The sequence below is a fragment of the Bradyrhizobium guangzhouense genome, assembly GCF_004114955.1.
GTDB classification, from domain to species: Bacteria; Pseudomonadota; Alphaproteobacteria; order Rhizobiales; family Xanthobacteraceae; genus Bradyrhizobium; species Bradyrhizobium guangzhouense.
This window is the reverse complement of the sequence record NZ_CP030053.1, coordinates 3,692,120-3,717,816: the sequence shown is the minus strand read 5'-3', so window position 1 is coordinate 3,717,816 and position 25,697 is coordinate 3,692,120. Positions and strand designations below refer to the sequence as shown.

Below are 25,697 nucleotides of genomic sequence, written 5' to 3'. Positions count from 1 at the left end.
CGCGGGTTGATGACTGCCATCCTTGGTCTTCTCGTCTTTGCGGTGCCCGCATACGCCGACGACGACGTCCGAATTCAGGAGGAGATCTGGGCACTGCCGCTGCCGCTGCCGATGTTCGCCTATGTGGTCCGACCGGTCGGTGACGGTCCCTTCCCGCTGGTGATCATGAACCATGGCGTCTCGCTCAATCCGACCGAACGCAGCTTCTTTCCGCTGGTCGAATTCCGCGATGCCGCCAAATGGTTCGCCAAGCGCGGCAATATGGTGGTGGCGCCGGTCGGGACCGGCTATGGCGCCGCCGCCATCGACATTCCCGACCGGGCGCTCTACGGCCCGTTCTTCTCCAAGATCGGCAAATGCATCAATCCCAACTTCCATGACGCAGGGCTCGCCGTCGCACAGGTCGATCTCTGGATCATCGACTACATGGCCGCCGAGAAACGCATCGTTCCGAAAGACGTCGTCGTGGTCGGCCAGTCCGCCGGCGGCTGGGCGGCGATCGCCTTGTCAAGTGTGAACCCACCGCCGGTCAAGGCGATCATCACCTTCGCCGCAGGCCGTGGCGGCCGCGTCGGCGGCAAGCCCAACAACAATTGCGCGCCTGACAAGCTGGTTGAAGCGACCGCCGATTTCGGCCGCACCTCGCGGGTGCCGATGCTCTGGATCTATATCGAGAACGACACGTTCTTCGGCCCGGAACTGTCGAAGCGGATGCGCGACGCGTTCACGGCGGCCGGCGGCAAGGCCGAGTACCATCTGATGCCGCCATTCGGAACCGAGGGCCACTTTTTCATCGGCTCGCCGAGCGCGATCCCGCTTTGGTCGCCGCTGGTGGCCAAATTCCTCGACGCGCAAAAATAGAGGCAGCCATGCCCCACGTTCGTGACCGCCTGATGGCCCCTCTGGCTTTGCTCGTCGCAGCCGCCGCGATGCCGTCGGCCGACGCGGCGCCAAAGACCACAGACACCGACAAGGCCGCCGAAGTCGCCCACCGCGGTCAACGCGAGGCCAGCGACATTGTCTATGGCGATTGGCAGAAGCTCTGCTTCAAGGCCGGTGGCGCACCCACCCTGTGTCGGACGTCGATCACCGGAAAATTCCCGACCGGCCAGATGGCCGTGCGCATCGACCTGATCGAACGCGAAGACAGCTCGGCGGCCCGGCTGCAACTCTTTGTCCCCGTCGGCATGTACCTTCAGCAGCCGGCCACCCTGAGCGTCGACAAGGGCAAACCCGTCCGCGTGCCCTATAGCTGGTGCCTGACCAACGCATGCATCGCGGGCGACGTCGCGCCGCCGAGGATCATCAAAGAGATGGACACGGGACAGGTCTTGATGCTCAAGGTCGTCGATTCAAGCCTGTTGGCGCTGACAACGTCGGTGCCGCTCGCGAATTTCGCGTCGGTTCACAAGGGCGCGCCGGCCAAAACGCTGGAGCAATATGTCGACGAATGAGGGCGCCGGCAGGTCAGGCAGCCGATGCACGCACGACCGAGGCGATCAGCGATTGCGCCGAGAACGGCTTTGTCAGGTACGCAACGCAGCCTGATGCAATCGCGGCGGCACGATTTGCCGCGCTATCGTTGCCGGTGATGTAGATGATCGGCGCAACGACCCCCTGCCCTGCCAGTCGGAGCCGCAACTCGATGCCCGACTTCCCGTCGAGATTGATGTCGAGCACGATGCAGATCGCCTCCTCGAACTTGCCCTGATCGAGCAACGCGTTCGCGGAGTCGAACAACGTTGCAACGAACCCGTGCGCACGAAGCAGCCTGCTCAGGCTGGTCCGCATCGAAGGGTCGTCATCGACGACGAAAACTGTGTCGCGGGACGGCAAGGGAGCGACCTTTCGGTCCGGCGCTGTCTGTACCCGTATGGCAGCACCGCCCCGCGAATTTTCATATTGTCCCTTGGGGCAGTCCAGTGCGGCAAACCACGATCCCGGCGATGAAAGAGCTAACCGCCCTTCGTATCCAGCATTCCAAGCCGCTCCGCGATCGATACAAGCTCTGCAAGCGAATGGACTTCCATTTTTTCCATCACCTGGTGGCGGTGGGCTTTCACGGTTCGCTCGGTCGTCCCAAGGTCGTATGCGATCTGCTTGTTGATCTTGCCACGGACGATGAGATCAAACACCTGCCACTCCCGCGGAGTCAGCCTGGCGAGGTGCGCGCGAAACACCTCCAGCCTGCCGCGCTGGCTTCGCACCGCCTCCTGCCGCACCAGCGCACGCTCGATCGCGTCAAGCAGCAACTCTGACGAGACCGGCTTGGTCAGAAAATCTTCCGCTCCGGCCTTGATCGTCCGCACCGTGGTCGCCGTATCGGCATGTCCTGTCAGGAAGATGATCGGCAGAGTCGAGCCCGATGCGACCAGCCGGCTCTGCAATTCGGGGCCGCTCAGTCCCGGTATCCGCACGTCCAGCAGAATGCATCCTGGTTGATCGTCGCCTGGTGCGGCGTCCAGCAGATCCTGCGCCGACGCATAGGTCGCGACATCATAGCCGGCGAGCTTAAGCCGACGTTCGATCGCCGTCCGGAACGATGGGTCGTCATCGACCACGTGGACCAGGCCGGGCACTCCTCACCTCTCGCAAATTTAAACAATAACGAATGAATGACCGAGCAATATTCGGCGAATTGAACCAAAATCAAAATGTACGATTCCCCACGAGATCCCTTCCGAAGGCGGCAGGGGCTTCTCAATCCGCGCAACGAAATTTCATTCTGTCCCCGGATACATTGAACCTTGGGACAATGGATGGGAATACCGCGTTAGTCGTAAATCAACTTCAGCGGGAGTGGGATTGCGCGGCGCATTTCCTGCGGCGAGATTTCTGTCCGACAGACCAATTCGGCGTCGAGCTGAGGAGTTGGCCTATGTTCGTTCGCATCACCACGGATTCCGCACCCCGCCCCAATTCGCTGCGCGACCTCGGCATGACGAGCTCTTCAACTGCGCGAGTCAGTCTGAGCGAATTTTCCTACAGGAAAGGCGCTGAAGTCTACGGCGAGAAAGAACCCGCCGAATATGTCTATCAAGTCAAGTCCGGGGCGGTGCGGAGCTACAAGTTGCTGTCGGACGGTCGCAGGCAGATCGGCGCCTTTCATCTCACCGGCGATATCTTCGGCCTAGAGAATGGCAGCGAGCACAGGTTCACGGCCGAGGCGATCGTCGATACCACGGTACGTCTCGTCAAGCGGCAGAGCCTCGAGCTGGTGGCCGAAAACGACGCCATGGTCGCCAGGAACCTGCTCAGCATGACCACGAACAATCTCCAGCATGCGGAAGATCACATGCTGCTGCTCGGGCGCAAGACCTCGCTGGAGCGCGTTGCGGCGTTCCTGCTCGAGATGGACAAGCGGCTGGCCGCGGCTGATGTCATGGCGCTGCCGATGTCGAGGCGCGACATCGCCGACTATCTTGGCCTGACCCTGGAGACCGTCTCACGGGCCTTGTCACGGCTACATGAGCTCGGCATCATCGGCTTTATCGGCAACACGCAGCGCCAGATCGTGTTGGTGGACCGGCACGGGCTTGCAAGCCTCGATCTGCCGGCTTGATCTGACGGGGGCCTGTTACTGGACGGTGTGCGAGGCACCATCCAGGATGGTTCGCGCGACGTCCGTCGTCCCGGTGATGATGATCTGCACGCCGATGCAGAGCAGCAGGAACGCCGACAGCTTTGTAACCACGCTGGTGCCTTCCTCTCCGAACACGCGCGCCATCGCGCTCGACTTGCGGTAGGCGTGGTATATCGCCCCGGTTACGGCGATCGCAATTGCCAGTGAAACAATCGATGATCCGAACATTGCGTCCAGACTGTCGGTCCGGCTTATTCCGATGGCGATGGCGGTCGCAATCGTCCCAGGTCCGGTTGTGAGCGGGATCGTCAGCGGGAAGAACGCCATCCGCTTCATGGTCGCAAGATCGGCAGTCGCCTCCGCATGGGGCCCGGCCGTACCTGGCAAGGCATGCAACATCGACCAGCCGGTTGCGGCGACCACGAGTCCCCCGGCAATCCGGAGCGCCGGTATGGTCACGCCAAAGAAGTTCAGAATCTGGCTGCCGAGAAACTGCGAGACCAATAGAACGGCAAAGGCATATCCGGCAACGCGCAGCGCGAGATCGGCGCGCTCGTCCTCAGACAGGCCACTGGTCCGGTCAAGGAAGATAAAAGCCAGTCCATAGGGATTGATGATCGCGAACAGCGCGCCAAAGCCGAACAAGAAATCGGCAACCCACCGGGATGTCACGAAATTGGGCATCTGGCCTCAGATCCCGTTGCGCCGCGAAAGGTTCCCGTACGAGCCGGGCGGGCACGATGCGCACATCAAGTCAGCTCCGCCCAATGGTCGCTTCGGTCCATATCCAGCGAAATTGCGTTAGTGTAGTCATTTTTTTGGGGACGCTGCCAGTCGCGTTCACGGCGCTTATTCCTTTCCTCGGAAGACATGCTCCTTGATCAATCCGACGTGGTCGAGCGTCTTGCGCAAGACCTCGAACAGGATTGCGGCTGACCAACCGAACAGCAGCACGCCGTTCATCGCGGTCAGCGGTCCGATCAGCCGCCATTCGCGCACCGGCGTGATGTCGCCATAGCCGAGCGTCGTATAGTTGACGAAAGCGAAATAGACGAGCTCGCTGTCGGGAGCGGCCACGGCCTGGACGATGGCATAGGTCCATGCCCATACCAGGACTTCCAACGCGTGCGCGAGATTCAGGACCGCTGCTGTCGCTACCATCACGCCCATCAGGTGCAAGCTCGGTCGTTCAACCCTTCGAAGACCCGCGCGTCGGGCAATTGCGACAGCGACGACGGTCACCAGCGCGTGGATGCCGATATTGATCGCGCTGATCAGGGCGCCGACCGTCAGTTGCAACACCATGGGGATTGACCAGACCTCATCGCAACAGCTGTCCGGGGCTCGCGACACTGCCCGGCATCGCCCCTCATGGCGCGCCGAACAGCCATCCAAAACGGGCCGCAATCGGTGACGTTGATTTGGGTCAACGATCAGCAATATCGCCCGGCGCAGCCCGCCCGATCCGGATCCAAGCGGCCGCGAGCTCCCAGGCGACCGCCAGGATGATCGGCCCGATGAAGAGCCCGATAATCCCATGCGCCAGCGTTCCGCCGATGACCCCGATCAGGATCACGAGCGTCGGCGTGGTCAGCCCGCGCCCCATGACCAACGGTTTCAGGATGTTGTCCAGAAGTCCCACGATGACGAGGAACACGGTCAGAGGGAGCGCCGTCGTCACATCCTTGACCATCCAGATCCAGATCACGACAGGAATGAGAACAATGGCCGCACCGATCTGCACGATCGACAGCAACAGCACGATAATGGCGAGCAAGCCTGCGCTCGGAATGGCGGCGAGCTTGAAGCCGATGCCGGCCAGCAGCGCCTGAATGATCGCAACCCCGATCACGCCTTGCGACACGGCGCGGATGGTCGCACCGGAGAGCTCCATAAAGTGCTCGCTCTGTTCCGGCACGATCCTGAACAGGAAGCCTCGGATCGCGCCGGCAAGCTGTGGCCCGTACGGGAAGAGGAATCCGGCGACCAGCACCGACAGCAGGAACTGAAGCGTGCCGACGCCGGCGCTGCCGACGAACGACAGCATGAACCCCGCAACCGGCTTCAGATAGGGTGTCACCTCCTGCAGCACCGCACGGATATTCGTATAGGCCAGAGTCCAGAGATCGTAGAGCTGCTGTCCGATCAAGGGCCAGCTCTTGATCTGCTCGGGTGCGGCCCGAAGCGCGAGCTCGCCGGCGCTGATCTGGTTCGCGATGTCCCTGATCCCTTCGACAGCACTCAAGCCCAGCCACGCCGCGGGGCCGATGACGATGCCGAGCATGATCAGCGTGAGAATCGCCGCCGCGATGCGTGGACTACCGCCGAGGAATTTGGCCAGCCAGCTGAAAACCGGATAGAACGCCACCGCCAGAACCGCGCTCCAGGTCAGGATCGGCACGAACGGCTTGATGATCAGAAAGGTCCACACGAGCAGCAGCCCGAGCAATCCGAGCCGGATCACAAGCTGGATCACCTCGTCCGCGAAGAGAAATTGGCGAATCGTTTTCAAGGCGAGGCCCTTGTCTGCATGAGCGATGCCTTCGCGAGGAGAGACCACCGTCACGCAGCAGACTTGACCCAGATCAAGGCGGATCGCGGGATTCCGCTTGAAGGACACCCCCGATTGCCCGTCATCGCTTTGATTCCACGCGAAATGCGTCCGGTTACGCCATGAGCGGTTGCGGTCCGCCGCAGGATGCAAGACTCAAGAATGATGGCTTGCAGACATCATTTTGAGTTCAAGGCGGTGACCGGTCGCCAAGATTTCTGCTTGTCATCCCGCAGCTCTCTGCAACGGGCCAAAATTGCCTGCGTCGGCATATCATGCGGTTGGTCCAACAACACTTTCTCGAAATCAACGATCGCGCCCTCGAGATCGCGGCTCCGATATCTGGCGAGACCATGCTCGTAGCGCGCGATCCACGTCGCGGCGTGGCGCTCCGCGTCGGCCTCGCCTGCCAAACCGATCAGTTCATGGACGGCGATGCCCTCCTCGCGCCCGTAGACTGCAATACTGTCGATCTCGCGTGTGACAATGGCCCCACGAGCAAGGCGCTCGGTCGTCTCGCCGATCAGAATTTGCGTGCCGTAGCTCTTGTTGGCGCTCTCCAAACGGCTTGCCACGTTCACAGCGTCGCCGATCACCGTGTAGTTCAGCCGCAGCTCGGAGCCGATATTTCCGACCAGCATGCGGCCGGAATTGATTCCGATGCGAATCTGCAAGGCGTGGCCGAGATCGTCGACAAGGCCGGAGTCCGCGATCGCGCGCCGGATGTCCAGCGCGGCCCGGCAGCAGCGTTCCGCGTGATCGGCCTGCGGCTGCGGCGCGCCCCAGAACGCCATCACGGCATCGCCGATGAACTTGTCGATCGTCCCGCCATTGGCGACGACAACTTCCGAGGCAAGGTCGAGATAATGCGACAGCAAGGGCACGACGCGGTCGCCCATGCGCTCCGAGAGGCCGGTAAAGCCCGCCACATCCACGAACATCACGCTCAACTCCTGGATCGCCCCGCCTGGCTTTGCCTCGACGCCCTGGCGCAACAGCGCGCGGACGAGATCGGCCGGGATGAATTTTCGGAATGCCGAAAGGCCCGCTGCCATCTCTGCAATGGCGCCCGACAAGCTTGCGATCTCCTTCAATCGCGAGGGATGGCGGCGCACCAGCTCGAGCGCAAAGGTCTCGACGTGCCGGATCTCGCCGACCACGCGAGAAAGCGGTGCCGCGATCACCGTACGCGCGAGCAAGGCGGAGGCGAGCGCCGCAAGCACTGCGCCGACGGCGAGGCCGAGGATCAGGCGCCGTAACGTCGTCTCGACAGGGCCGAGAAACTCGGCCTCAGGAATGATGGTTGCGAGCCGCCAGCCGGGAAACGGCAGTGGCGTGAGCGCGAACTCATAGGCGGCTCCGTCGGAGACCAGCCGGCTACGCCAGCTCTCCTGCCCCGTGCCGGCTTGGGCCAGCGCCGTCTGTGCCAGTGACAGCAGCTTCTGGTCACCGTGCGCGGGATGCAATTCGTCGGCGTTCTTGTCGGGGGCGGCAACCAGCTCGCCGCTTCCATCGAAGATGAAGGCCGTTCCGGTGCGCCCGACCTCGAGCTGTGCGAGGAAGCGCGCAAGGCGGGTGTATTCGATCATGATCGCCAGGACGCCCTGGCGCTCCTGATAGACGTCGATCGGGCCCGCGAAAGCGATCGACGGGCGCTGCCCGATCGGATGGTCGGTGACCTTGAACCATTCGGGCTCCTCGGCCTTGAGGCCGGTCTTGAACCAAGTGCGGTCGGCAACACGGAAATCGGTCGGCTCGAAGCGGCGGCTGGCGAACTCGATATCGCCGGGCACGACATCGTATTCGTCGACGCGGCGCTGGCCGGCATGATCGGTGAGCGAGATCTCCATCATCTCGAGACGGCCGTCGCCGAGCTTGTGGGCCGCAAAGAACGCGCCATCGGGCCAACCGAACGCGACCCAGGAGATCGTGGCCTGCGATTGCAGCTGGGACAGGAACACGAATTCGCGCTTGTCGGCCTCGCGGGTATCGAGGACGTTCTGCAGGAATAGCGTGCGGATCGCAGTGTGCGCCGCGCGCGCCTCGTCGACGATCGTGGCGACTTCCTTGCGGACGGCGGCCACGATCTGCTCATTGATGGTCAAGGCGAGTTGTCGGCTGGTCGCCTCCGCCGTGCGCCACCACAGGAGGCTGGACAAGGCCGCGGTCAATAGGATGGCGGTCAGGACCAGCGCCGACACTGCCAGACGGATGCTGACCGTCAGCCGCCGCAGCGTCTGGCTCGATGTCTCACGACCGGAACTGGCGTTCATGGCTTGACCCGACAGGTTGGCGAGGCCGACTGGTAGGCTCCTTCGCAGGCCGGAGCCGTTCGTTACGTCTCGCAAATGCCCGCGATCCTGGCCAATGCCCGCCGGGCAACGTCTCCATAGAGATTAGGCATTGGAATTTGCCGCCTCGCCCGCCGCTAATCCGCCCCCAAGCGCACGGCGTCGTGCGCGTCACCCAACGGTCTCACCAACTCGTGAGCGGTTTCTCCGGTAACGGCGGCTGCGGCGAGAACGAACGAGACACTGGGCCCATCGCCCTACCCCAGAGGAGATATTGCATGTCTGCCAAGACCACCATCAGCTCGCTCGTACTCGCCGGCGCCGTCTCGACCGCGCTCGCAACCCTCGCACACGCCGCTCCGCTGACCAAGGCCGAGGCCGATGCGGCCATCGCAGCCAAGAAGGAAAAGTGCTTCGGCGTTGCGCTGAAGGGCCAGAATGATTGCGCCGCAGGACCGGGCACGACCTGCCAGGGGACCTCGACCGTCGACTTCCAGGGCAACGCCTGGAAGTTCGTCCAGGGCGGCACCTGCACCGGCATCGAGCTGCCCGGTGGCAAGAAGGGCTCGCTCAAGCCGGTCTGAGGCAAGGGCAACATCGAGGCAAACAATCGCGGAGGAGCGACATGGCCGCAACGATCATGCCACGGGCCTCTACGGCCATTCCCCTCCGCTTCTCGCCTCCCGTCGGCGGCGTCGCCGGGACCAGCTTCAAGCCCGAGCACCTCGGCGCAATTCTCGACGAAGGCCCGCAGCGCGGTTTCTTCGAGGTCCATGCCGAGAACTACATGGGCGCGGGCGGACCGCCCCATCGGATGCTGGAACGGTTGCGCCGTGACCATCCGCTCTCGCTGCACGGCGTCTGCATGTCGATCGGTGGACCCGCGCCGCTGGACCGTGCGCATCTGGCACGCTTTAGCGGCCTTGTCGCGCGCTATCAGCCGGCGCTCGTCTCCGAGCATCTGGCCTGGTCGACGCACGGGACCAGCTTTTTCAACGATCTCCTGCCATTGCCCTACAACAAGGCGACGCTGGCCCGCGTCTGCGACCACATCGACGAGGTTCAGGAGGCGATTCGGCGGCCGATCCTGCTGGAAAACCCCTCGACCTATGTGGCGTTTCGCAACTCCGCGATGTGCGAGACGGATTTCATCCGCACTGTCGCCGAGCGCACCGGCTGCGGCCTGTTGCTCGACGTCAACAACGTGTTCGTCTCCGCGGCAAACCATTGTTTCTCGGCCTTGCAATATCTCGACGACTTCCCCCTGGCGCGCGTCGGCGAAATTCACCTTGCCGGCCATACCGAGCAAGACGACGATGAAGGCAAGCTGCTGATCGACAGTCATGACGGCCCGGTCGCGGACGCGGTCTGGAAGCTGTTCGAGATCGTGATAGCACGCCGCGGCCCCGTTCCGACCCTGATCGAATGGGACAGCAACATTCCCCATTGGCCGCTCCTGAAGGCCGAGGCCGCGGCTGCACAGGCGATCCTGGATCGTCATGCCGGGAGGATTCGTCATGCAGCCTGAACCGGATGCCTCCTACGCGGCCGCGTTCGCGCCTGCCTTGCTCGATCCGGTCGGCGAGATTCCGAGCATCGTGACGGGGCCTTGCGGCAAGTCAGCCGTCAAGTGCTACAACGTCCATCGCAACAACGTCACGGTTAGCCTGATCGACGCGCTCGCGTCGATCTACCCGGCGGTGCAGCGCCTGACCGGTGCAGATTTCTTTCGCGCCATGGCGCGTATCCATGTTCGCAAGACCCCGCCGGCGTCGCCGCTGCTGTTCGACTACGGGCGCGATTTTCCCGCCTTCATCGAAAGCTACGAGCACGCTCAATCGCTGCCCTGGCTCGCCGATGTCGCGCGGATCGAGCGGGCCTGGCTTGACGCCTATCACGCCGCCGACAGCGCGCCGCTCTTGCCATCCTCTCTCGCCAGGGTCGCGCCGGATCGTCTGGCCGGCCTCGTTTTCACCGTGCATCCGGCGACCCGGGTGGTACGGTCGCCTTACGCGGCGGTGAGCATCTTTGCCGCCAACCGCGGCGGCTCGGAGTCTGCCGGCACCATCGACGCCTCCGTACCGGAAGATGCCCTGATCACGCGGCCGGACGTCGAAATCGTGGTGCAGCTGTTACCGCCGGGCGGCGCGGTCTTCCTGACCTGCCTGATGTCGGGATCCATGCTGGCAGAAGCCGCCGCTGCGGCGCTGGAAGACGCACCTGATTTCGATCTCGCCACCAATATCGCCGGCCTGTTCGAGGCGGGCGCCTTCGCCTCGCTGTCGTCTGGAGACGCAAGATGATTTCGGAACAACGCATCGCACCGGCAAATGCCCTGCCCTCTTTCGGCGAGCTGGTCGACAGGGCCAATGCTCTGGTCCGGACGATCGCAACTCCATCCATGGTGCAGCTCGTTCTTCGCCTGGCATTGGCGGTCCCGTTTTGGCGTTCGGGCATCCTCAAATGGACCGGGTTCTTCAAGTTAAGCGACGTTGCGGTGACACTCTTCACCGACGAGTTCATGCTGCATCTGCCAGGCGGCCCCTATCACTACCCGATCCCCGCGACGATGGCCTTCCTGTCCGGCTGCGGCGAGGTCATGTTTCCGGTCCTGCTGGTGCTCGGCCTCGGCACACGCTTTGCCGCGCTCGGGCTCCTGTTCATGACCGTCATCGTCGAGCTCACCGTGCCCGACGGCTGGCCGGTCCACATCACCTGGGCGGCAATGGCGCTGGCCATCATGGCCTATGGACCGGGCCGGGTCTCGCTCGATCATTTGCTTTGCAGGTTTGTGATGCGTCCCGACCACTAACGCCCGGATAGTTGCGACCGTCCGTGCGCGAATCCCTCAAGTTCAACGCGAACGCAATGGAGGAGCGTCATGGAAATCAACGAAGATCGCCTCAATTCTTTCATGTGCAAGATGATCGGGGATATCGGCGCGGCGATGAGCGCTTCGCTCATGCTGCTGGGCGACAAGCTCGGTCTCTACAAGGCTCTCGCCCAGGACGGCCCGATGGATGCCGCCGCCCTGGCCGCGGCGACCGGCACTGCCGAGCGCTACGTCCGCGAATGGCTCGCGGCACAGGCCGCATCGGGCTATGTCGAATACGACAGCGCATCAGGCCAATTTTCGATGCTGCCGGAGCAGATCCTGGCGCTGGCAGACGAGGACAGCCCGATCTTCCTCGCCGCCGTCGGCAGCCTCGTCTCAGCGACCTTTCTCGACGAACCCAAGATCGCGGACGCCTTCAAGACCGGCAAGGGCGTCGGCTGGAACAAGCGCAGCGAGTGCCTGTTCTGCGGAACGGCGCGCTTCTTCCGTACCAGCTACAAGCACTATCTGGTCCATGGCTGGCTCCCGGCCCTCGAAGGGGTCGTCGACAAGCTTGAACGCGGCGCCAAGGTCGCCGACGTCGGCTGTGGGCACGGCGTTTCGACGCGATTGATGGCCGAGGCTTTTCCCAATTCGACGTTCTACGGCTTCGACTACCACGACGGCTCGATCGAGGCGGCCCGCAAGGCCGCAACCGAGGCCGGGCTTTCCGATCGCGTTCACTTCGCCACCTGTTCGGCCAAGACGTTCCCAGCCCAAGCCTACGACCTCGTCTGCTTCTTCGATTGCCTGCACGACATGGGCGATCCCGTCGGCGCGCTGCGGCACACGCGCTCCGCGCTTGCCGATGACGGCACCTGCCTCTTGATCGAGCCGTTCGCCAAGGACCGTCTCGAGGACAATCTGAACCCGGTCGGCCGCGTCTATTATGCGGCATCGACAATGGTCTGCACGCCGGCGTCGTTGGACCAGGAAGTCGGCCTCGCACTGGGAGCTCAGGCTGGCGAAGCGCGACTGCGCGAGGTGGCCCGCCAGGGCGGCTTCACGCGTTTCCGCCGTGCCGCGGAGACGCCGTTCAATCTCATTCTCGAGGCGCGCCCGTGAGAAGCAACGGGATGTCGCCAGGAACATCGTTCCATCTCACGCGACCAGCTCGACAGGCGATGACGATCTGATCGCACCGCTCATTCGGCTGCCATCGGCATCATCTCCTGCTGATCATGCAGGATCACGCCGGCGAGCGGGTCGAACTCGCCTTGCCATGGCTTGCTGGCCAACGCCGATTGGGTGTGCGCATAGCCGGCGTCCCAGCGCCTGAAGATGCCCGACGGGCTGAAGTCGATGTCCTTGGTGTGCGTCTCGTGATCGAGTTGTGGAGCGAGCAGCCGCACCACGTGCATCCGGGTCGGACAGCCGTAGCTCGTCAGCTCACGGACGGCCGGATTGCTGCGTTCGTGCTCGGGGAGCCTCGCAGCCAGCTGGTTGATGACGTGACGCAAACGATGCGCCTGCTGCTGGCGCGTGATCTGGCTTGCGATACGGCTGGAATACTGCACGTCCTTATGGCGGTTCAGGACCTCGGCCATCGTGGTTGGCTCACCACCTACCGGATTCCAGAGATGCACGGCGAAAATCAGCGAGTCCTTGCGCGGATTGTCGTCGAACACCGCCTCCGTCGGTGTGTTCGAGAGAATGCCGCCGTCCCAGTAGAGCTCGCCGTCGATCCGCACCGCTGGGAACGCCGGCGGCAGCGCACCTGACGCCATCACATGCTTCACCGTCAACTCGCCGTCGCGGCTGTCGAAATAGCGCATCCGGCTCGAGCGCACATGGGCCGCGCCCACCGTCAGCCGCGGCGTGCAGCGATTGACCAGGCGGAAGTCGACGAGCTCGTTCAACGTCTTCTCGAGCGGCGCGGTGGAATAGAAGCCGGCGTGATCGGCGCCGAGCGGATAGGAATCGCCGGCATGCGCCAGCGGATTGGGCCGGAAGAAGCCGGGAATGCCGCTTGTGACGGTCGACCAATAGGTGAGTTTTTCGTTGAAGCCGGGGAATGCGGAGCGGAAGCTCCAGGGCGGGCTCTGCTCCATCCGCTTCCAAAACACTTTCAGGCGCTCGAGCCGATGCTGCGGCTCGTTGCCGGCGATCAGGCTGGCATTGATCGCACCTATCGAGGTGCCGATGATCCAGTCCGGCTCGATGCCGGCCTCGTGCAGAGCCTGGTAGACGCCGGCCTGGTAGGAGCCGAGCGCGCCGCCACCCTGCAGCACCAGCACGACCTGGCCAGGCAGGTTCCCCGACCCGATACTCTCAGTGTTGCCGTTCATGTCGCGCTCCCCGTGAGCTTGCACCGGTTGAATGTTCGTGAACCGTCGCGGTTTGTTACGCCGGCTCATGTCAATGCGCGGTCCAGCCGCCGTCCACCGGAAGCGCGATGCCGGTGATGGAGGCCGCAGCCTCCGTCGACAGAAACACCGCGAGCGCGCCGAGCTCCTCGACCGTGGCAAAGCGCTTGTTGGGCTGCTGGGCCAGCAAGACGTCGCGGATCACCTGATCGCGGGAAATGCCGTGCGCCTTGGCCTGATCGTCGATCTGCGCTTCGACCAGCGGCGTGTAGACATAGCCGGGGCAGATCGCGTTGCAGGTGATCGCCTCCTCCGCGGTTTCCAGCGCCGTCACCTTGGTCAGGCCGACGATGCCGTGCTTGGCGGTGACATAGGCCGCCTTGAAAGGCGAAGCCACCAGGCCGTGCGTCGAGGCGATATTGATGATGCGGCCGAACCCGTTCCGGCGCATCGCGGGAAGCGCAAGCCGCGTGGTGTGAAAGGCCGAAGTCAGATTGATCGCAAGGATCTGGTCCCATTTGTCGACCGGAAACTGATCAAGCGGCGCGACGTGCTGGATGCCGGCATTGTTGACGAGGATGTCGAGCCGGCCGGACTGCGCGATGGTCGCTGCGATCATCTCGGCAATCGATTTCGGCCGCGTCATGTCGGCCGGCGAGAAGCTTGCCTTGACGCCGAACTCGACCGCGATCTGCTCCCGGATCTTGCCGATCTCGGCGGCGATGCCGAGCCCGTTCAGGACGACGTCGGCACCTTCAGCGGCGAGCGCCTTGATGATGCCGAGCCCGATGCCGCTGGTCGAGCCCGTGACGAGAGCGACTTTGCCGGCGAGCGCCCGTGTGGTCCGGGATGTCTGTGGCTTGACGGGGATATTCATGGCCAATCCTCCTGTGACGACGGGTCGGCCTCGTGACCGGATCCCTGACTGATGCGAATTGTGAGCGATGGCCTCAAGAAGCGGAAATGCCGGATGGCTTCCGAAACGATACGCGCCCGCTATCGGGCACGGGATGTCTTTCCCCGTCCCGATCGGTTAGGTTCCATCCCGATCCTGCCGGGAGCCATCCATGGAAATGCACCAGGTCCGCTATTTCCTCGCGGTCGCACAACTCCTGAACTTCACGCGCGCCGCCGAGGAATGCAATGTGACGCAGCCCTCGCTGACGCGGGCCATCAAGCAGCTCGAGGCTGAGCTTGGCGGCGACCTGTTTCGCCGCGAGCGGCCGGCCGCGCAGCTGACCGAGCTCGGCCAGCGGATGCACCCGCTGTTGAAGCAGTGCTACGAGGCCGCGGCCGGTGCACGCTCGCTCGCCTCGTCCTATAAGAGCGGCGAAGTCGGCGCGCTGCGCGTTGCGCTGACCCACGCCATCGACCTCTCATTGCTCATTCCACATCTCAACCAGATCAGGCGGCAGTTCAACCGGCTCGAGTTTCGTTTCCTGCGCGGCTCGAGCCGCGAGGTCGCAGACTATCTCAGGAAGGGTGAAGCCGAGCTCGGCATTGCCGCCGAGATCGACGAGGCCTGGGAGCGGCTCGACGTCTGGCCGCTATTCACCGAGAATTTCGATCTCGTGATCGCGAAAGGCCACCGGCTTGCGGGCCGGAGCACGATCGAATGCGACGATCTTCGCGCAGAGCAAATGCTGAGCCGAAACTATTGCGAGCATGCCAGCCGGATCTCGTCGAGCTTGCGCGAGCACGGCGTCGATGTCGATCACGGCCATGAGATCTCCTGTGAGCGCGACCTTATCGAACTGGTCGAGGCCGACATCGGCATCGCGATGCTGCCGCATACCTCACCGGTGCCCGAAAACCTCAGGCGCGTCGCTCTCAGCGGCCTCGACGCGCGCCGCACCGTCAACCTCTACGGTGTCGCCGGCCGTCAGCGGACGGCCGTCGCCAACGCGGTGATGCGGATGCTGCGCGGCGCGGATTGGCGGGCCATCGCGGGGTGATCTTCCCCCTCCTGTCGGGGACGATTTGGCAACGGCGGAACTAGTTCTCCCGGCACGCGCTCTCCAGCGCCGCGAGCAAATCGTCGATCTCCATGCGCTTGCGAAAATCGGGATCGACGAAGCGGGCTTTGACGAGGCCGTCCCGACCGACAACGAAGACAGCCGGGATCGGCAGCATCCAGCCGTCATTGCCGTGGAATTTTGCCATGTCCTGGTAAGACAATAAAAGCTGGATCTCGGTGCCCAGCCAGATCGCCAGGTTGAGCGACAGCGCATAGCCGTTGTCGAGGTCGGTGAGCACCGGAAACGGCGCGCCCGAATCGGCAATGAACTTCTCGGTATATTCCTGCGTCTCCGGCATGATCGCGACGATCTGCGCGCCCATCGCATTGATCCGGTCCTGCGCCTGGATCACCGCGCGGACGTTGAGCCGGCAGTAGGGACACCAGTGCCCGCGAAAGAACATCACGGCCACAGGCCCGCGCGTCAGCAACGATGGCAATCCAACGAGCTGCCCGCGATCGTCGGGCAGCATGAAGGGCGGCATCACCTCACCCGGACGCGGCGCGTTCTCGCCGCCGCCATTCTGGCCCAGCCGCTCGACCAGGCGATCGACCGCGTTGCCGTAAGCAGGGAATATCTCGCGGCCCGCATCCGCATAGGCACGGAGCTGCTCGTTCAGCGTGCCCTCCATGTCGCGACAGCGCTGAAAGGCAAGCTTGAGCCGTTCGGCATCGGCTGGGGTCAACGACGTCATCTTCCGCTCCGGTACCATGTATCAGCATTATTTTGACGTTCGGGCCACCCTGCAAGGGGTCACGGCCATCCGACGCCAGATCTTCCGGCGATAGAAATGCCATTCCCCAATTGGTTCGATAGCCGCCGCCTATCGCGCCGCTATAGCGCGAGGCTATCGCGTCGAGAGCGAGACGGTATTTCATTCAGCGCGTGTCATCGGCGAGCCTGACGCCATCGCCGATGACCATCGCGGTTGCGGCCAACAACGGAGACGATCCATGATCAGGCGTTCGAAACTCTCGCATACATTCTTGCCCGCCGTCGCCTTGGCCGGCGCGGTGATGTTCGCGATCCACCCCGCATCTGCCGGCGAATGCCCGGCCGACAAGGTCAAGCCGAATGCCCGGCAAATGGTCGACTACAAGCCGGTCGGCGTCACCGACGTCACGCTCGGCTCGATCGACCTCGAGAAGCAGCCGGCCAACATCAGGGATCGCGAGCTGCGCTTCCGCAAGCTGACAATCGAGCCCGGCGGCATCGTGCCCTGGCACAGCCATGACGACCGTCCGGCACTGATCTTCGTGCAGCAAGGCGAGATCGTCGAATATGCCTCCAACTGCGTCGATCCGATCGCGCACAAGGCCGGCGATATCAGGGCCGAGGTCGCCGGTACCTCGCACTGGTGGAAGAACCTCGGCAAGGAGAGCGTCATTCTCTACGTCGGCGACGTCCGCAAGGATCAGCACGATCACAACATGTAGCGAGCGCATCAGCCCCTGCTCTCGCTAACGGATGCGACGCCCGGAAGCCCCATCCCCCCGCGTGCCGGGCGTCGCATTTCCCTTGTCAGGAGATGCCGTGTCATGACCGAACTGTCCGCGCAGATCAGAGCGGCCAACATGGCGATGCATGGACCCTCGTCCGGCGTCGCCTTCCGCTCGCTCGTCATCGGCCTGACCGCGTTCCTGACGGTCGTCGATCTGTTTGCGACCCAGGCCATCCTGCCGTCTCTGACGCGCCATTACGGCGTGACGCCGGCCGCCATGGGCTTTGCAGTCAACGCTTCCACCTTTGGCATGGCGATATCGAGCCTCGTCGTCGGCTTCTTCAGCCCGCATATCGACCGGAGGCTTGGCATTCTCCTCAGCCTCACGCTGCTCGCGATCCCGACCAGCCTGCTTGCGGTGGCCCCCAATCTCGCTGTCTTCACGGCTCTCCGCGTGGCGCAAGGGCTGTGCATGGCGTCGGCGTTTGCGCTGACGCTCGCTCATCTCGGCGAACAATGCAGCGCGATGGATGCCGGCGGCGCCTTTGCCGCCTACATCACCGGCAACGTCGCGAGCAATCTGATCGGGCGGCTGATCTCGGCCGCCGTCGCCGATCGTCTCGGATTATCCTGGAATTTCTACTTCTTTGCCGCGCTCAATCTGACCGGCGCGGTTCTGGTCTATTTCACCATCAATCGCGTCCGGCCCATGCACGCGATGACCACGGCCGCCTCCCCGCTTGCCGCCCTGTTCGCGCACTGGCGCAATCCGCGGCTGCGCGCAGCCTTCGGCATCGGCTTTTGCATCCTGTTCGCCTTCATCGGCACCTTCACGTTCGTGAATTTCGTGCTGGTGCGGCCGCCACTCTCGCTCGGCATGATGGACCTTGGCCTCGTCTATTTCGTCTTCCTGCCCTCGATCGTCACCACGCTTCTCGCCGGCAAGATCGCCGCGCGCATCGGGACACGACCGGCAATCTGGGGCGCGCTCGGCCTCGCCGCGCTCGGCGTGCTCTTGACGCTGAGCCCACGTCTCGCCGAGGTGTTGACCGGAATGGTCCTGGTCGGCGTCGGGACGTTCTTCGCCCAGGCGGCCGCGACCGGCTTCGTCGGACAGGCCGCAACCGAAAACCGCGGCGTCGCCAGCGGCATTTATCTGGCCTGCTATTTCCTGGGAGGTCTGGCAGGCACCGCCGTGCTTGGACAGATCTTCGATTTGATGGGATGGACGGCGTGCGCGATCGGCGTCGCGGTTGCCCTCGGCGCAGCGGCTCTCTTGACGTTCAAGTTGAAGACCGACTGAAGCGCGGATGCAGACGGATGTCATTGGTACAAAATTGCCAATGACTTCAGAGTGTTCCCTGTTTTTGGCGGGAAGAGCGGTTGACCCTGGAGCTGGCGGAAGGGGTGGGATTCGAACCCACGGTACCCTTGCGGGCACGCCGGTTTTCAAGACCGGTGCCTTAAACCACTCGGCCACCCTTCCAAACCTGGCTGTCGCTTATCGCAGGCCGTTCGGGAAGGCAACGCGAAGTTTGGCCTTGGCGGCTTGATCGTCGGGCCTTCCGAGAACGGTTGTCATCGCGACCGATCCGACGGTTGCTTCGCCGCCAAACGGACCCGCCCCTCCGTTGACCAGGATCAATGGACTTCCGTCGGTCGTCGCTAGCGTCGGCTTACGCCTTCGACGGAGGATCAATATGAGGCTGAAGCGAATTCTTTGGACCCTCGTTCTTCTGGTTGGATTTGCAACACCTGCGCTGGCGCAGCCGTTTCCACGTCCCGTTCTCCAATTTGCCGGGCAAGTGATTTTTGGACCGACGCTTATCGTCGGGCTGAGGGTGGTCAATTGGAGCGATTACTCGCCTGCACTCTTTGCAGCTTCGCCAAAGCTGCCACCGTGCGGGCTCAATACCTCTGCATCTCGCACCTGGGTCGAGATCTTCAACGCCAGAGGCCAGAGGCTCTATGGATTCTGCGGTTTCACAGACCCGTCCCTTCTCTCAGAGTTCTGGTTCTCGATTCCGGAAGCGAATCGGCCAAGGGCGGTTTACATCACTCTCATCGACCGGCTGCGGCGCCGAATAGTCGTCTCGAACAAGGTGGCGATTCCGTAAGCCGGACAAAAGAAAGCGCGGCGCCCCATGAGAGCGCCGCGCCAAAATCCGTCCGTTACGATGTCGGCTCAGTAGCCGCAATGGCCGCAAGCCGGCTGCACCGGCGCGTAGTAGGAATAGCCCGGCGAGACCATCTCGACGCGCTGGCGCGTGGCGTATTGCGGCGGGATGCGCTCGTACTGAACGCCGGGCGGCGCCACCATCACCGTCTGCGGAACCATCACGGTGCGATACTGCGCCGGCGTGCGATGCGCGACGGTCGCACCTGGCGACACCATGACGGTCTCGTCGACAGTGCGGTATTGCGGCGCGACGTATTGCTGCTGATAGCAGGTCGTGCACGGCTGCGGCGGCGCATAGCAATTGTAGCAGCCGGCAGACGCCGCTGATGTCATCGAAATCGCAGCGACGACAGTAGAGAATGCAACAGCAAGAGTACGAGACATTATGTGGCGCCCCAATTGCACGAAATGGATTTGCGAAGGTCGCCGCATTATACGCCGCAAATCGCATCTCTGCCGAAGTTCGTCGGGGCATCCTTAATGCGAACGGCCGACTTTCGCCGGCCGTTCAGAACTTGTTGACCATGCGCGATCGCGAGAGCTGCGACTGCGCCGATGGCTGACGGGCTTACTTCGTGCGACGCTTCACTTCTCGCACGGCGCCCCGGGCAGCGCTGGTGGTGAGCGCAGCATAGGCCTGCAGCGCGGTCGAGACGTTGCGCTTGCGCGCCGCAGGCTGCCAGGCGGCATCACCCTTCGCCTCTTCCGCCGCACGACGGCTCGCGAGCTCCTCGTCGGAGATCTCGAGGTTGATGCTGCGGTTCGGGATGTCGATCGCGATGCGATCGCCGGTGCGCACCAGCGCGATGTTGCCGCCCTCGGCCGCCTCAGGCGAGAGATGGCCGATCGACAGGCCCGAGGAGCCGCCGGAGAAGCGGCCGTCGGTGACGAGCGCGCAGGCTTTGCCGAGGCCCATCGATTTCAAATAGCTGGTCGGATACAGCATCTCCTGCATGCCGGGACCGCCGCGCGGGCCTTCATAGATGATGACCACGATTTCGCCGGCGACGACCTTGCCGCCCAGAATGCCTTCGACGGCCGCATCCTGGCTTTCGAACACGCGCGCCGGGCCGGAGAATTTCAGGATCGACGAATCGACGCCCGCCGTCTTCACGATGCAGCCGTCCTGCGCGAGGTTGCCGTAGAGCACGGCAAGACCGCCGTCCTTGCTGAAGGCGTGCGCGAGATCGCGCACCACGCCCTTCTCGCGGTCGGCATCGAGCTCGTCGTAGCGGCGCTCCTGGCTGAAGGCGACTTGCGTCGGGATGCCGCCGGGCGACGCGCGGTAGAAGGTGCGGACAGCCTCGCTCTTGGAGCGCTTGATGTCCCAGCGCTCCAGCGCCTCGTTCATGGTCGGCGCGTGCACGGTCGTAACCGAGGTGTCGATCAGGCCGGCGCGATCGAGTTCGCCCAAAATACCCATGATACCGCCGGCGCGATGCACGTCCTCGACATGCACGTCGGCAACCGAGGGTGCGACCTTGCAGAGCACGGGCACGCGGCGCGACAAGCGGTCGATATCCTGCATGGTGAAGGCCACCTCGCCTTCATGGGCGGCGGCGAGCAGATGCAGCACGGTATTGGTCGAGCCGCCCATGGCGATGTCGAGCGTCATCGCGTTCTCGAACGCCTTGAAATTCGCGATGTTGCGCGGCAGCACGGAGGCATCGTCCTGCTCGTAATAGCGGCGGACGAGATCGACGATGGTGTGGCCGGCCTCGACGAACAGGCGCTTGCGGTCGGCATGGGTGGCAACCACCGTGCCGTTGCCGGGCAGCGCGAGGCCGAGCGCCTCGGTCAGGCAGTTCATGGAGTTGGCGGTGAACATGCCCGAGCAGGAGCCGCAGGTCGGGCACGCCGAGCGCTCGATGACCTTGACGTCGTCGTCGCTGACCTTGGAATCGGCCGCGGCCACCATGGCGTCGATGAGATCGACGGCCTTGGTCTTGCCCTGGAGCTTGACCTTGCCGGCCTCCATCGGGCCGCCCGAGACGAACACGGCGGGAATATTGAGCCGCAGCGCGGCCATCAGCATGCCGGGGGTGATCTTGTCGCAATTGGAGATGCAGACGAGGCCGTCGGCACAATGCGCGTTCGCCATGTACTCGACGCTGTCGGCGATCAGCTCGCGCGACGGCAGGCTGTAGAGCATGCCGTCATGGCCCATGGCGATGCCGTCGTCGACTGCGATGGTGTTGAATTCCTTGGCGACGCCGCCGGCCTGCTCGATCTCGCGGGCGACCAGCTGGCCGAGGTCCTTCAGGTGCACGTGGCCGGGCACGAACTGGGTGAACGAGTTGACGACCGCGATGATCGGCTTGCCGAAATCGCCGTCCTTCATGCCCGTCGCGCGCCAGAGGCCGCGGGCGCCCGCCATGTTGCGGCCGTGGGTGGTGGTGCGGGAGCGATAGGCTGGCATGGCGGTTTCCGTCCTCGGGTTTGACCGGCCGGGCGGGAAATATGGAGCCGCCTCAGGCCTTTCCGGCCGGATAGCGCACGGGATGAGCGGGCGCAACGGGAACTTGGGCCGGACAGGGCTCCCCTGCTCCCGGCGCGGGGTCTTGTGCCCCGGGCGCGGCGCAGCGTGGAACGGTGCGCTGCAGAACCGGGGCCCAGAAAACTCGCGGAGGCGTGGGTCCCGGCTCTGCGCAGCAGCGTTTCACGCTGCAGCGCGTCCGGGACACGAGACTGGGGCTATTGCAACGTCGGATCGAGCTTGTCGCGCAGCCAGTCGCCGATCACAGAGACGGCCAGCGTGGTCACTACAATGGTCGCCGCCGGCGCCAGCATGATCCAGGGCGCCCGGGTCAGATATTCGCGGCCATAGCCGACCATGTTGCCGAGGCTGGTCATCGGCGGCTGGACGCCGAGGCCGAGGAAGGACAGGCCAGACTCCATCAGGATCACCTCGGGGAAAACCAGCGTGGTCGAGACGATCAGGGTCGAGGCGATGTTGGGCAGGATGTGCCTGATGTAGATCCGCGCCGGCGTTGCGCCCAACTGGCGGACGGCGGCCGCATAGCCCTGCGCATTGGCGGAGATGGCAAGGCCGCGGGCGATGCGGGCGTAGCGCTCCCAGCCGAACAGGCCCATCAGGCCGATCAGAAATGGCAACGAGTTACCGAAGAAGGCGAGCACGGCCAGCGCCATGATCAGGAACGGCATGCTGGCCTGGAAGTCGGACAACATCAGCACGAGCTGCTCGACGGCCCCGCGGAAATGCGCAGCGAGGAAGCCCAGCGTGGTGCCGACGACGGCCGAGATCGCGGTGGCGCCGAACGCGATCAGCAGCGAGATGCGGACCGAGACGAGCAGCCGCGACAGCACGTCGCGGCCGAGCTCGTCGGTGCCGAGCCAGTGTGCGACGTTGCCGGGCGCAGCCAGGCGATTGCGCAGGTCGAACTGAGTGTAGCCATAGGGCGCTATCTTCTCCGCGAAGGCCGCGATGACGAGCATCGCGACGATCCAGGCGATCGCCAGCGCGACCGACACCGGGATCGCCGGCAGGCTGATGCGGCGGCGAATGGGTGCGTCCTTCAGCGTCGCGTCGGTCATGCGTGGGCTCCCTTGGCACGCAGACGCGGATCCAGGAAGCCGTAGAGAAAGTCGACGATCAGGTTCGACGTGACCATGGTCAGCGCCACCAGCAAGAGGATGCATTGCACGACCGCGAGATCGCGGTTGGCGACGGCAACGACGAGCAGCCGCCCTACTCCCGGCCAGGCAAACACGCTCTCGACCACGACCGCGCCCGCGATCAGCGAGCCGACCATAAAGCCGAGGATGGTGACAGTCGGGATCGCCGCGTTCGGCAGCGCATGCGACATCACCACCTTGCGCCACGGCACGCCCTTGGCCGAGGCGGTGCGGATATAGGGTTGGCCGAGCACCTCCAGCATCGCGCTGCGGGTAAAGCGCGCCAGCACGGCGGCGCCGCCGAGGCTGAGTGTCGCAATCGGCAGGATGGCGTGGCGCCAGCTGTCCTGCCCGCCCGATGGCAGCCAGCCCAGCTGCACGGCGAAGATCAGCACCAGCAGCAACGCGAGCACGAAGCTCGGCACGGTAAACCCGGCCACCGCAGTCATCATCACCGCACGATCGATCGCAGAGCCCCGATGCAGCGCGGCGTAGATGCCGGCGGGAACGCCAAGCGCGACCTTGAACACGAAGGCCGGCAGCGTCAGTGCCAGCGTCGCCGGGATCCGCTCCAGCACCAGCTCGATCGCCGGACGCCCGTCACGCATGGAGCGGCCCAGCTCGCCCTTGGCGATCGCACCGAAGTAATCGAGGTACTGAAACCAGATGGGATCATCGAGGCCCCAGGCCTTGCGGAAGGCCGCGAGGACTTCCGGCGGCGCTTCCGGTCCCAGGATCATCAGCGCGGGATCGCCCGAGAGACGCAGTACGACGAAGGCGAACGTGACGACGAGCACGATCGTGAGCGCCGCACGTCCAATGCGGATGGCGAAATAGCGCCCCATCACGCCGCGTCCCGAGTCTGGGCTTGCTGCCCCGTCACGAGATGGCAGGCCACTTGGCGATCGCCGCCGACAGCGGCGAGAACCGGCGCCTCGCTCGCACAGCGCGCGATGGCACGCGGGCAGCGCGGATGGAAGGCGCAGCCTTGCGGGCGCGCGGCCGGGTTCGGCGGATCGCCTGCCAAGACGATGCGACCCGCGCTGCGGCGGCCGGGCGCAGGCGAGGCCGAAACCAACGCCTGCGTGTACGGATGCTCGGGCCGCGCAAACAGATCGTCGGCGCGGCCGATCTCGACGATGCGACCGAGATACATGACCGCGACGGTGTTGCTGATCTGCCTGACAACGCGCAGATCGTGGCTGATGAACAGCAGTGTCAGCCCAAGCCGGGCCTGGAGGTCGCAGAGCAGATTCACGACCTGGGCCTGGATCGAAACGTCGAGCGCGCTGACCGGCTCGTCGCAGACGAGGAAGTCGGGCTTCGTCGCCAGCGCCCGCGCCAGCACGACGCGCTGGCGCTGGCCGCCGGAAAGGCCGCCCGGATAGCGTGCGCCATGGGCAACCGTCAGCTCGACGGCGCGCAGCAATTCGCGCACGCGCTCATTGCGCTCGGCCGGCGTGCCGACGCCATGGGTGTCGAGGGGTTCGCGGATCTGGGTCGCGACCGGCAAACGCCGGTCCAGCGCGCCCAGCGGATCCTGGAAGATCATCTGCATGCGCGCCCTCTGCGTCCGCCATGCTGGCGTTCCGGGCGCAGCGATCAGCTTGCCGTCGAACCGCACCTCGCCGCGATCGGGCGGCTCGAGGCCGAGCACGATGCGTCCCGTCGTCGACTTGCCCGAACCGGATTCACCGACGAGGCCCAGCGTTTCGCCCTTGGGAATCGTCAGCGACACGCCGTCGACAGCATGAACGGCCGTAGCTCGGCCGAACATTCCGGAGCGCATCGCATAGCTGCGCGAGATCGCGGACACTTCGACGAGCGGCGCGCTCATTCGGCGGCGATCCCGAGCAACGCGCGGCGTGAGGCCTCGGCGCGGATGCAGGCGACGGTGCGGTCGTCGGCGATGGGCGCAAGGCTTGGAACCACAGCGCCGCAAGGTTCGGCTGCAAGAGCACAGCGCGGCGCGAACGCGCATCCGCCAGGCATGTGCGCGGGATCGGGCACCGTGCCGGGAATGGCGGTCAGGCGCCGGCGCGGTCCGTCGAGCGGCGGCAGCGCGCCGATCAGGCCCTGCGCATAGGGGTGCACTGGATCGGCGAACAGCTGATGAGCCGGCGCCTGCTCGACGATACGGCCGGCATACATCACCGCGACGTGGTCGCAGTTCTCGGCGACGACGCCGAGATCATGGCTGATCAGCACCATCGCCATGCCCATCTCGCGGCGGATGGTGGAGAGCAGCTCCAGGATCTGCGCCTGGATGGTGGCATCGAGCGCGGTGGTCGGCTCGTCCGCGATCAAGAGATCAGGATTTCCGGCGAGCGCCATCGCGATCATGATGCGCTGGACCTGGCCGCCGGAGAATTCATGCGGATAGGCGGACAGACGCCGGGCCGCGTCGGGAATGCCGACCAAATTGAGCAAGCGCAGCGCCTCTGCCTTCACCGCCTCGCCCGAGAGATCGCGATGCAGGGCCAGTGCTTCGCAAAGCTGCTTGCGGATGGTCAACACCGGATTGAGCGCACTCGCCGGATCCTGGAAGATCATGGCGATCCGCCCGCCCCTGACCTGGTCGAGCGCGGAGGCGGGCGCGCCAAGCAGTTCGCGCCCATCGAGGCGGACGGAGCCGGAGACATCAGCATGGCGCGGCAGCAGCCCGAGCGCGGCTAGCCACGTCACCGACTTGCCCGAGCCGGACTCGCCGACGAGGCCGAGGGCCTCGCCCTTGCCGACAGCGAGATCGACGCCGCGCAGAACCGGCACGCCGCCAAACGCGACGCTGAGGCCTGCGATGCTGACCAGCGGTGTCAT

27 protein-coding genes and 1 tRNA gene are annotated in these 25,697 nt (G+C 64.3%); 12 read left to right on the top strand and 16 right to left on the bottom strand.

Going from position 1 to position 25,697, the window contains the following annotated elements; genetic code table 11:
* Nucleotides 1-9 precede the first annotated feature (9 nt).
* Both XH91_RS17985 and XH91_RS17980 read left to right on the top strand, forming a co-directional pair.
* Nucleotides 10-861 carry an alpha/beta hydrolase family protein gene (locus XH91_RS17985; protein WP_245477144.1) on the top strand — a complete coding sequence of 284 codons (852 nt, stop codon included), beginning with the start codon at nt 10-12 and terminating at the stop codon, nt 859-861.
* Between the two features lie 68 nt (nt 862-929).
* A complete protein-coding gene (locus XH91_RS17980) occupies nt 930-1,454 on the top strand; it encodes an invasion associated locus B family protein (protein WP_245477143.1) in 525 nt (174 codons plus the stop codon).
* A gap of 13 nt (nt 1,455-1,467) precedes the next feature.
* Here the strand turns inward: XH91_RS17980 and XH91_RS17975 are convergent, their stop codons facing one another.
* Both XH91_RS17975 and XH91_RS17970 read right to left on the bottom strand, forming a co-directional pair.
* Nucleotides 1,468-1,791, bottom strand: coding sequence for a response regulator (locus XH91_RS17975; RefSeq protein ID WP_347338592.1), 324 nt, complete (start codon nt 1,789-1,791; stop codon nt 1,468-1,470).
* A 164-nt stretch (nt 1,792-1,955) separates the two neighbouring features.
* Nucleotides 1,956-2,579, bottom strand: a complete 624-nt coding sequence (locus tag XH91_RS17970; protein ID WP_128951802.1) for a response regulator transcription factor — start codon at nt 2,577-2,579, stop codon at nt 1,956-1,958.
* 299 nt (nt 2,580-2,878) lie between these two features.
* On the opposite strand from XH91_RS17970, the gene XH91_RS17965 reads away from it, so the two are divergent.
* Nucleotides 2,879-3,562 (top strand): helix-turn-helix domain-containing protein, encoded by a 684-nt coding sequence (locus XH91_RS17965; RefSeq protein WP_128951801.1) that lies wholly within the window; start codon nt 2,879-2,881, stop codon nt 3,560-3,562.
* A gap of 15 nt (nt 3,563-3,577) precedes the next feature.
* On the opposite strand, the gene XH91_RS17960 is transcribed toward XH91_RS17965, so the two are convergent.
* The 4 genes from XH91_RS17960 to XH91_RS17945 all read right to left on the bottom strand — a co-directional run bounded on the left by XH91_RS17960 (nt 3,578) and on the right by XH91_RS17945 (nt 8,407).
* On the bottom strand, nt 3,578-4,228 hold the full coding sequence (locus tag XH91_RS17960) for a MarC family protein (RefSeq protein ID WP_245477141.1): 651 nt from the start codon (nt 4,226-4,228) through the stop codon (nt 3,578-3,580).
* 204 nt (nt 4,229-4,432) lie between these two features.
* Nucleotides 4,433-4,888: a potassium channel family protein gene (locus XH91_RS17955; RefSeq protein ID WP_128951799.1), complete on the bottom strand. Its 456-nt coding sequence runs from the start codon at nt 4,886-4,888 to the stop codon at nt 4,433-4,435.
* Nucleotides 4,889-5,009: 121 nt separating this feature from the next.
* A complete protein-coding gene (locus tag XH91_RS17950; RefSeq protein WP_164933966.1) occupies nt 5,010-6,095 on the bottom strand; it encodes an AI-2E family transporter in 1,086 nt (361 codons plus the stop codon).
* Nucleotides 6,096-6,313: 218 nt separating this feature from the next.
* Nucleotides 6,314-8,407 carry an adenylate/guanylate cyclase domain-containing protein gene (locus XH91_RS17945; protein ID WP_128951798.1) on the bottom strand — a complete coding sequence of 698 codons (2,094 nt, stop codon included), beginning with the start codon at nt 8,405-8,407 and terminating at the stop codon, nt 6,314-6,316.
* Nucleotides 8,408-8,703: 296 nt separating this feature from the next.
* Here XH91_RS17945 and XH91_RS17940 point away from each other — a divergent pair, with 296 nt between their 5' ends.
* From XH91_RS17940 to XH91_RS17920, 5 genes are all read left to right on the top strand, one after another.
* Nucleotides 8,704-9,009 carry a BufA1 family periplasmic bufferin-type metallophore gene (locus XH91_RS17940; protein ID WP_128951797.1) on the top strand — a complete coding sequence of 102 codons (306 nt, stop codon included), beginning with the start codon at nt 8,704-8,706 and terminating at the stop codon, nt 9,007-9,009.
* Between the two features lie 41 nt (nt 9,010-9,050).
* Complete coding sequence (gene bufB / locus XH91_RS17935) at nt 9,051-9,953, top strand: MNIO family bufferin maturase (protein WP_128951796.1); 903 nt, start codon at nt 9,051-9,053, stop codon at nt 9,951-9,953.
* The gene (locus tag XH91_RS17930) at nt 9,943-10,728 is read left to right on the top strand and encodes an HvfC/BufC N-terminal domain-containing protein (RefSeq protein ID WP_128951795.1); all 786 of its coding nucleotides are present in this window, start codon (nt 9,943-9,945) and stop codon (nt 10,726-10,728) included. The genes bufB and XH91_RS17930 overlap by 11 nt, the downstream gene beginning before the upstream one ends.
* Nucleotides 10,725-11,237, top strand: a complete 513-nt coding sequence (locus XH91_RS17925) for a DoxX family protein (RefSeq protein WP_128951794.1) — start codon at nt 10,725-10,727, stop codon at nt 11,235-11,237. Before XH91_RS17930 ends, XH91_RS17925 begins: the two co-directional genes overlap by 4 nt.
* 69 nt (nt 11,238-11,306) lie before the next feature.
* Nucleotides 11,307-12,365, top strand: coding sequence for a class I SAM-dependent methyltransferase (locus XH91_RS17920; RefSeq protein WP_128951793.1), 1,059 nt, complete (start codon nt 11,307-11,309; stop codon nt 12,363-12,365).
* Nucleotides 12,366-12,445: 80 nt separating this feature from the next.
* On the opposite strand, the gene XH91_RS17915 is transcribed toward XH91_RS17920, so the two are convergent.
* Nucleotides 12,446-13,588, bottom strand: coding sequence for a patatin-like phospholipase family protein (locus XH91_RS17915; RefSeq protein ID WP_164933967.1), 1,143 nt, complete (start codon nt 13,586-13,588; stop codon nt 12,446-12,448).
* A gap of 70 nt (nt 13,589-13,658) precedes the next feature.
* Complete coding sequence (locus XH91_RS17910) at nt 13,659-14,483, bottom strand: 3-hydroxybutyrate dehydrogenase (protein WP_128951791.1); 825 nt, start codon at nt 14,481-14,483, stop codon at nt 13,659-13,661.
* 190 nt (nt 14,484-14,673) lie between these two features.
* Here XH91_RS17910 and XH91_RS17905 point away from each other — a divergent pair, with 190 nt between their 5' ends.
* The gene (locus XH91_RS17905) at nt 14,674-15,561 is read left to right on the top strand and encodes a LysR family transcriptional regulator (protein WP_128951790.1); all 888 of its coding nucleotides are present in this window, start codon (nt 14,674-14,676) and stop codon (nt 15,559-15,561) included.
* A 40-nt stretch (nt 15,562-15,601) separates the two neighbouring features.
* On the opposite strand, the gene XH91_RS17900 is transcribed toward XH91_RS17905, so the two are convergent.
* A complete protein-coding gene (locus XH91_RS17900; RefSeq protein WP_128951789.1) occupies nt 15,602-16,318 on the bottom strand; it encodes a peroxiredoxin-like family protein in 717 nt (238 codons plus the stop codon).
* 322 nt (nt 16,319-16,640) lie between these two features.
* On the opposite strand from XH91_RS17900, the gene XH91_RS17895 reads away from it, so the two are divergent.
* Both XH91_RS17895 and XH91_RS17890 read left to right on the top strand, forming a co-directional pair.
* The gene (locus XH91_RS17895; RefSeq protein ID WP_430648558.1) at nt 16,641-17,060 is read left to right on the top strand and encodes a cupin domain-containing protein; all 420 of its coding nucleotides are present in this window, start codon (nt 16,641-16,643) and stop codon (nt 17,058-17,060) included.
* A 102-nt stretch (nt 17,061-17,162) separates the two neighbouring features.
* Nucleotides 17,163-18,368, top strand: a complete 1,206-nt coding sequence (locus tag XH91_RS17890) for an MFS transporter (protein ID WP_128951787.1) — start codon at nt 17,163-17,165, stop codon at nt 18,366-18,368.
* Nucleotides 18,369-18,461: 93 nt separating this feature from the next.
* Here the strand turns inward: XH91_RS17890 and XH91_RS17885 are convergent.
* Nucleotides 18,462-18,551, bottom strand: a tRNA-Ser gene (locus XH91_RS17885).
* A 214-nt stretch (nt 18,552-18,765) separates the two neighbouring features.
* Between XH91_RS17885 and XH91_RS17880 the strand changes: the two genes are divergently transcribed.
* The gene (locus tag XH91_RS17880; RefSeq protein ID WP_128951786.1) at nt 18,766-19,182 is read left to right on the top strand and encodes a hypothetical protein; all 417 of its coding nucleotides are present in this window, start codon (nt 18,766-18,768) and stop codon (nt 19,180-19,182) included.
* A gap of 68 nt (nt 19,183-19,250) precedes the next feature.
* Here the strand turns inward: XH91_RS17880 and XH91_RS17875 are convergent, their stop codons facing one another.
* From XH91_RS17875 to XH91_RS17850, 6 genes are all read right to left on the bottom strand, one after another.
* A complete protein-coding gene (locus XH91_RS17875; protein WP_128951785.1) occupies nt 19,251-19,577 on the bottom strand; it encodes a hypothetical protein in 327 nt (108 codons plus the stop codon).
* Nucleotides 19,578-19,812: 235 nt separating this feature from the next.
* On the bottom strand, nt 19,813-21,663 hold the full coding sequence (gene ilvD / locus XH91_RS17870; RefSeq protein ID WP_128951784.1) for a dihydroxy-acid dehydratase: 1,851 nt from the start codon (nt 21,661-21,663) through the stop codon (nt 19,813-19,815).
* Between the two features lie 275 nt (nt 21,664-21,938).
* Nucleotides 21,939-22,799: an ABC transporter permease gene (locus tag XH91_RS17865; RefSeq protein ID WP_128951783.1), complete on the bottom strand. Its 861-nt coding sequence runs from the start codon at nt 22,797-22,799 to the stop codon at nt 21,939-21,941.
* On the bottom strand, nt 22,796-23,725 hold the full coding sequence (locus XH91_RS17860) for an ABC transporter permease (protein WP_164933968.1): 930 nt from the start codon (nt 23,723-23,725) through the stop codon (nt 22,796-22,798). The genes XH91_RS17865 and XH91_RS17860 overlap by 4 nt, the downstream gene beginning before the upstream one ends.
* Nucleotides 23,725-24,717 carry an ABC transporter ATP-binding protein gene (locus XH91_RS17855; protein ID WP_128951781.1) on the bottom strand — a complete coding sequence of 331 codons (993 nt, stop codon included), beginning with the start codon at nt 24,715-24,717 and terminating at the stop codon, nt 23,725-23,727. The genes XH91_RS17860 and XH91_RS17855 overlap by 1 nt, the downstream gene beginning before the upstream one ends.
* The gene (locus XH91_RS17850) at nt 24,714-25,697 is read right to left on the bottom strand and encodes an ABC transporter ATP-binding protein (protein ID WP_128951780.1); all 984 of its coding nucleotides are present in this window, start codon (nt 25,695-25,697) and stop codon (nt 24,714-24,716) included. The genes XH91_RS17855 and XH91_RS17850 overlap by 4 nt, the downstream gene beginning before the upstream one ends.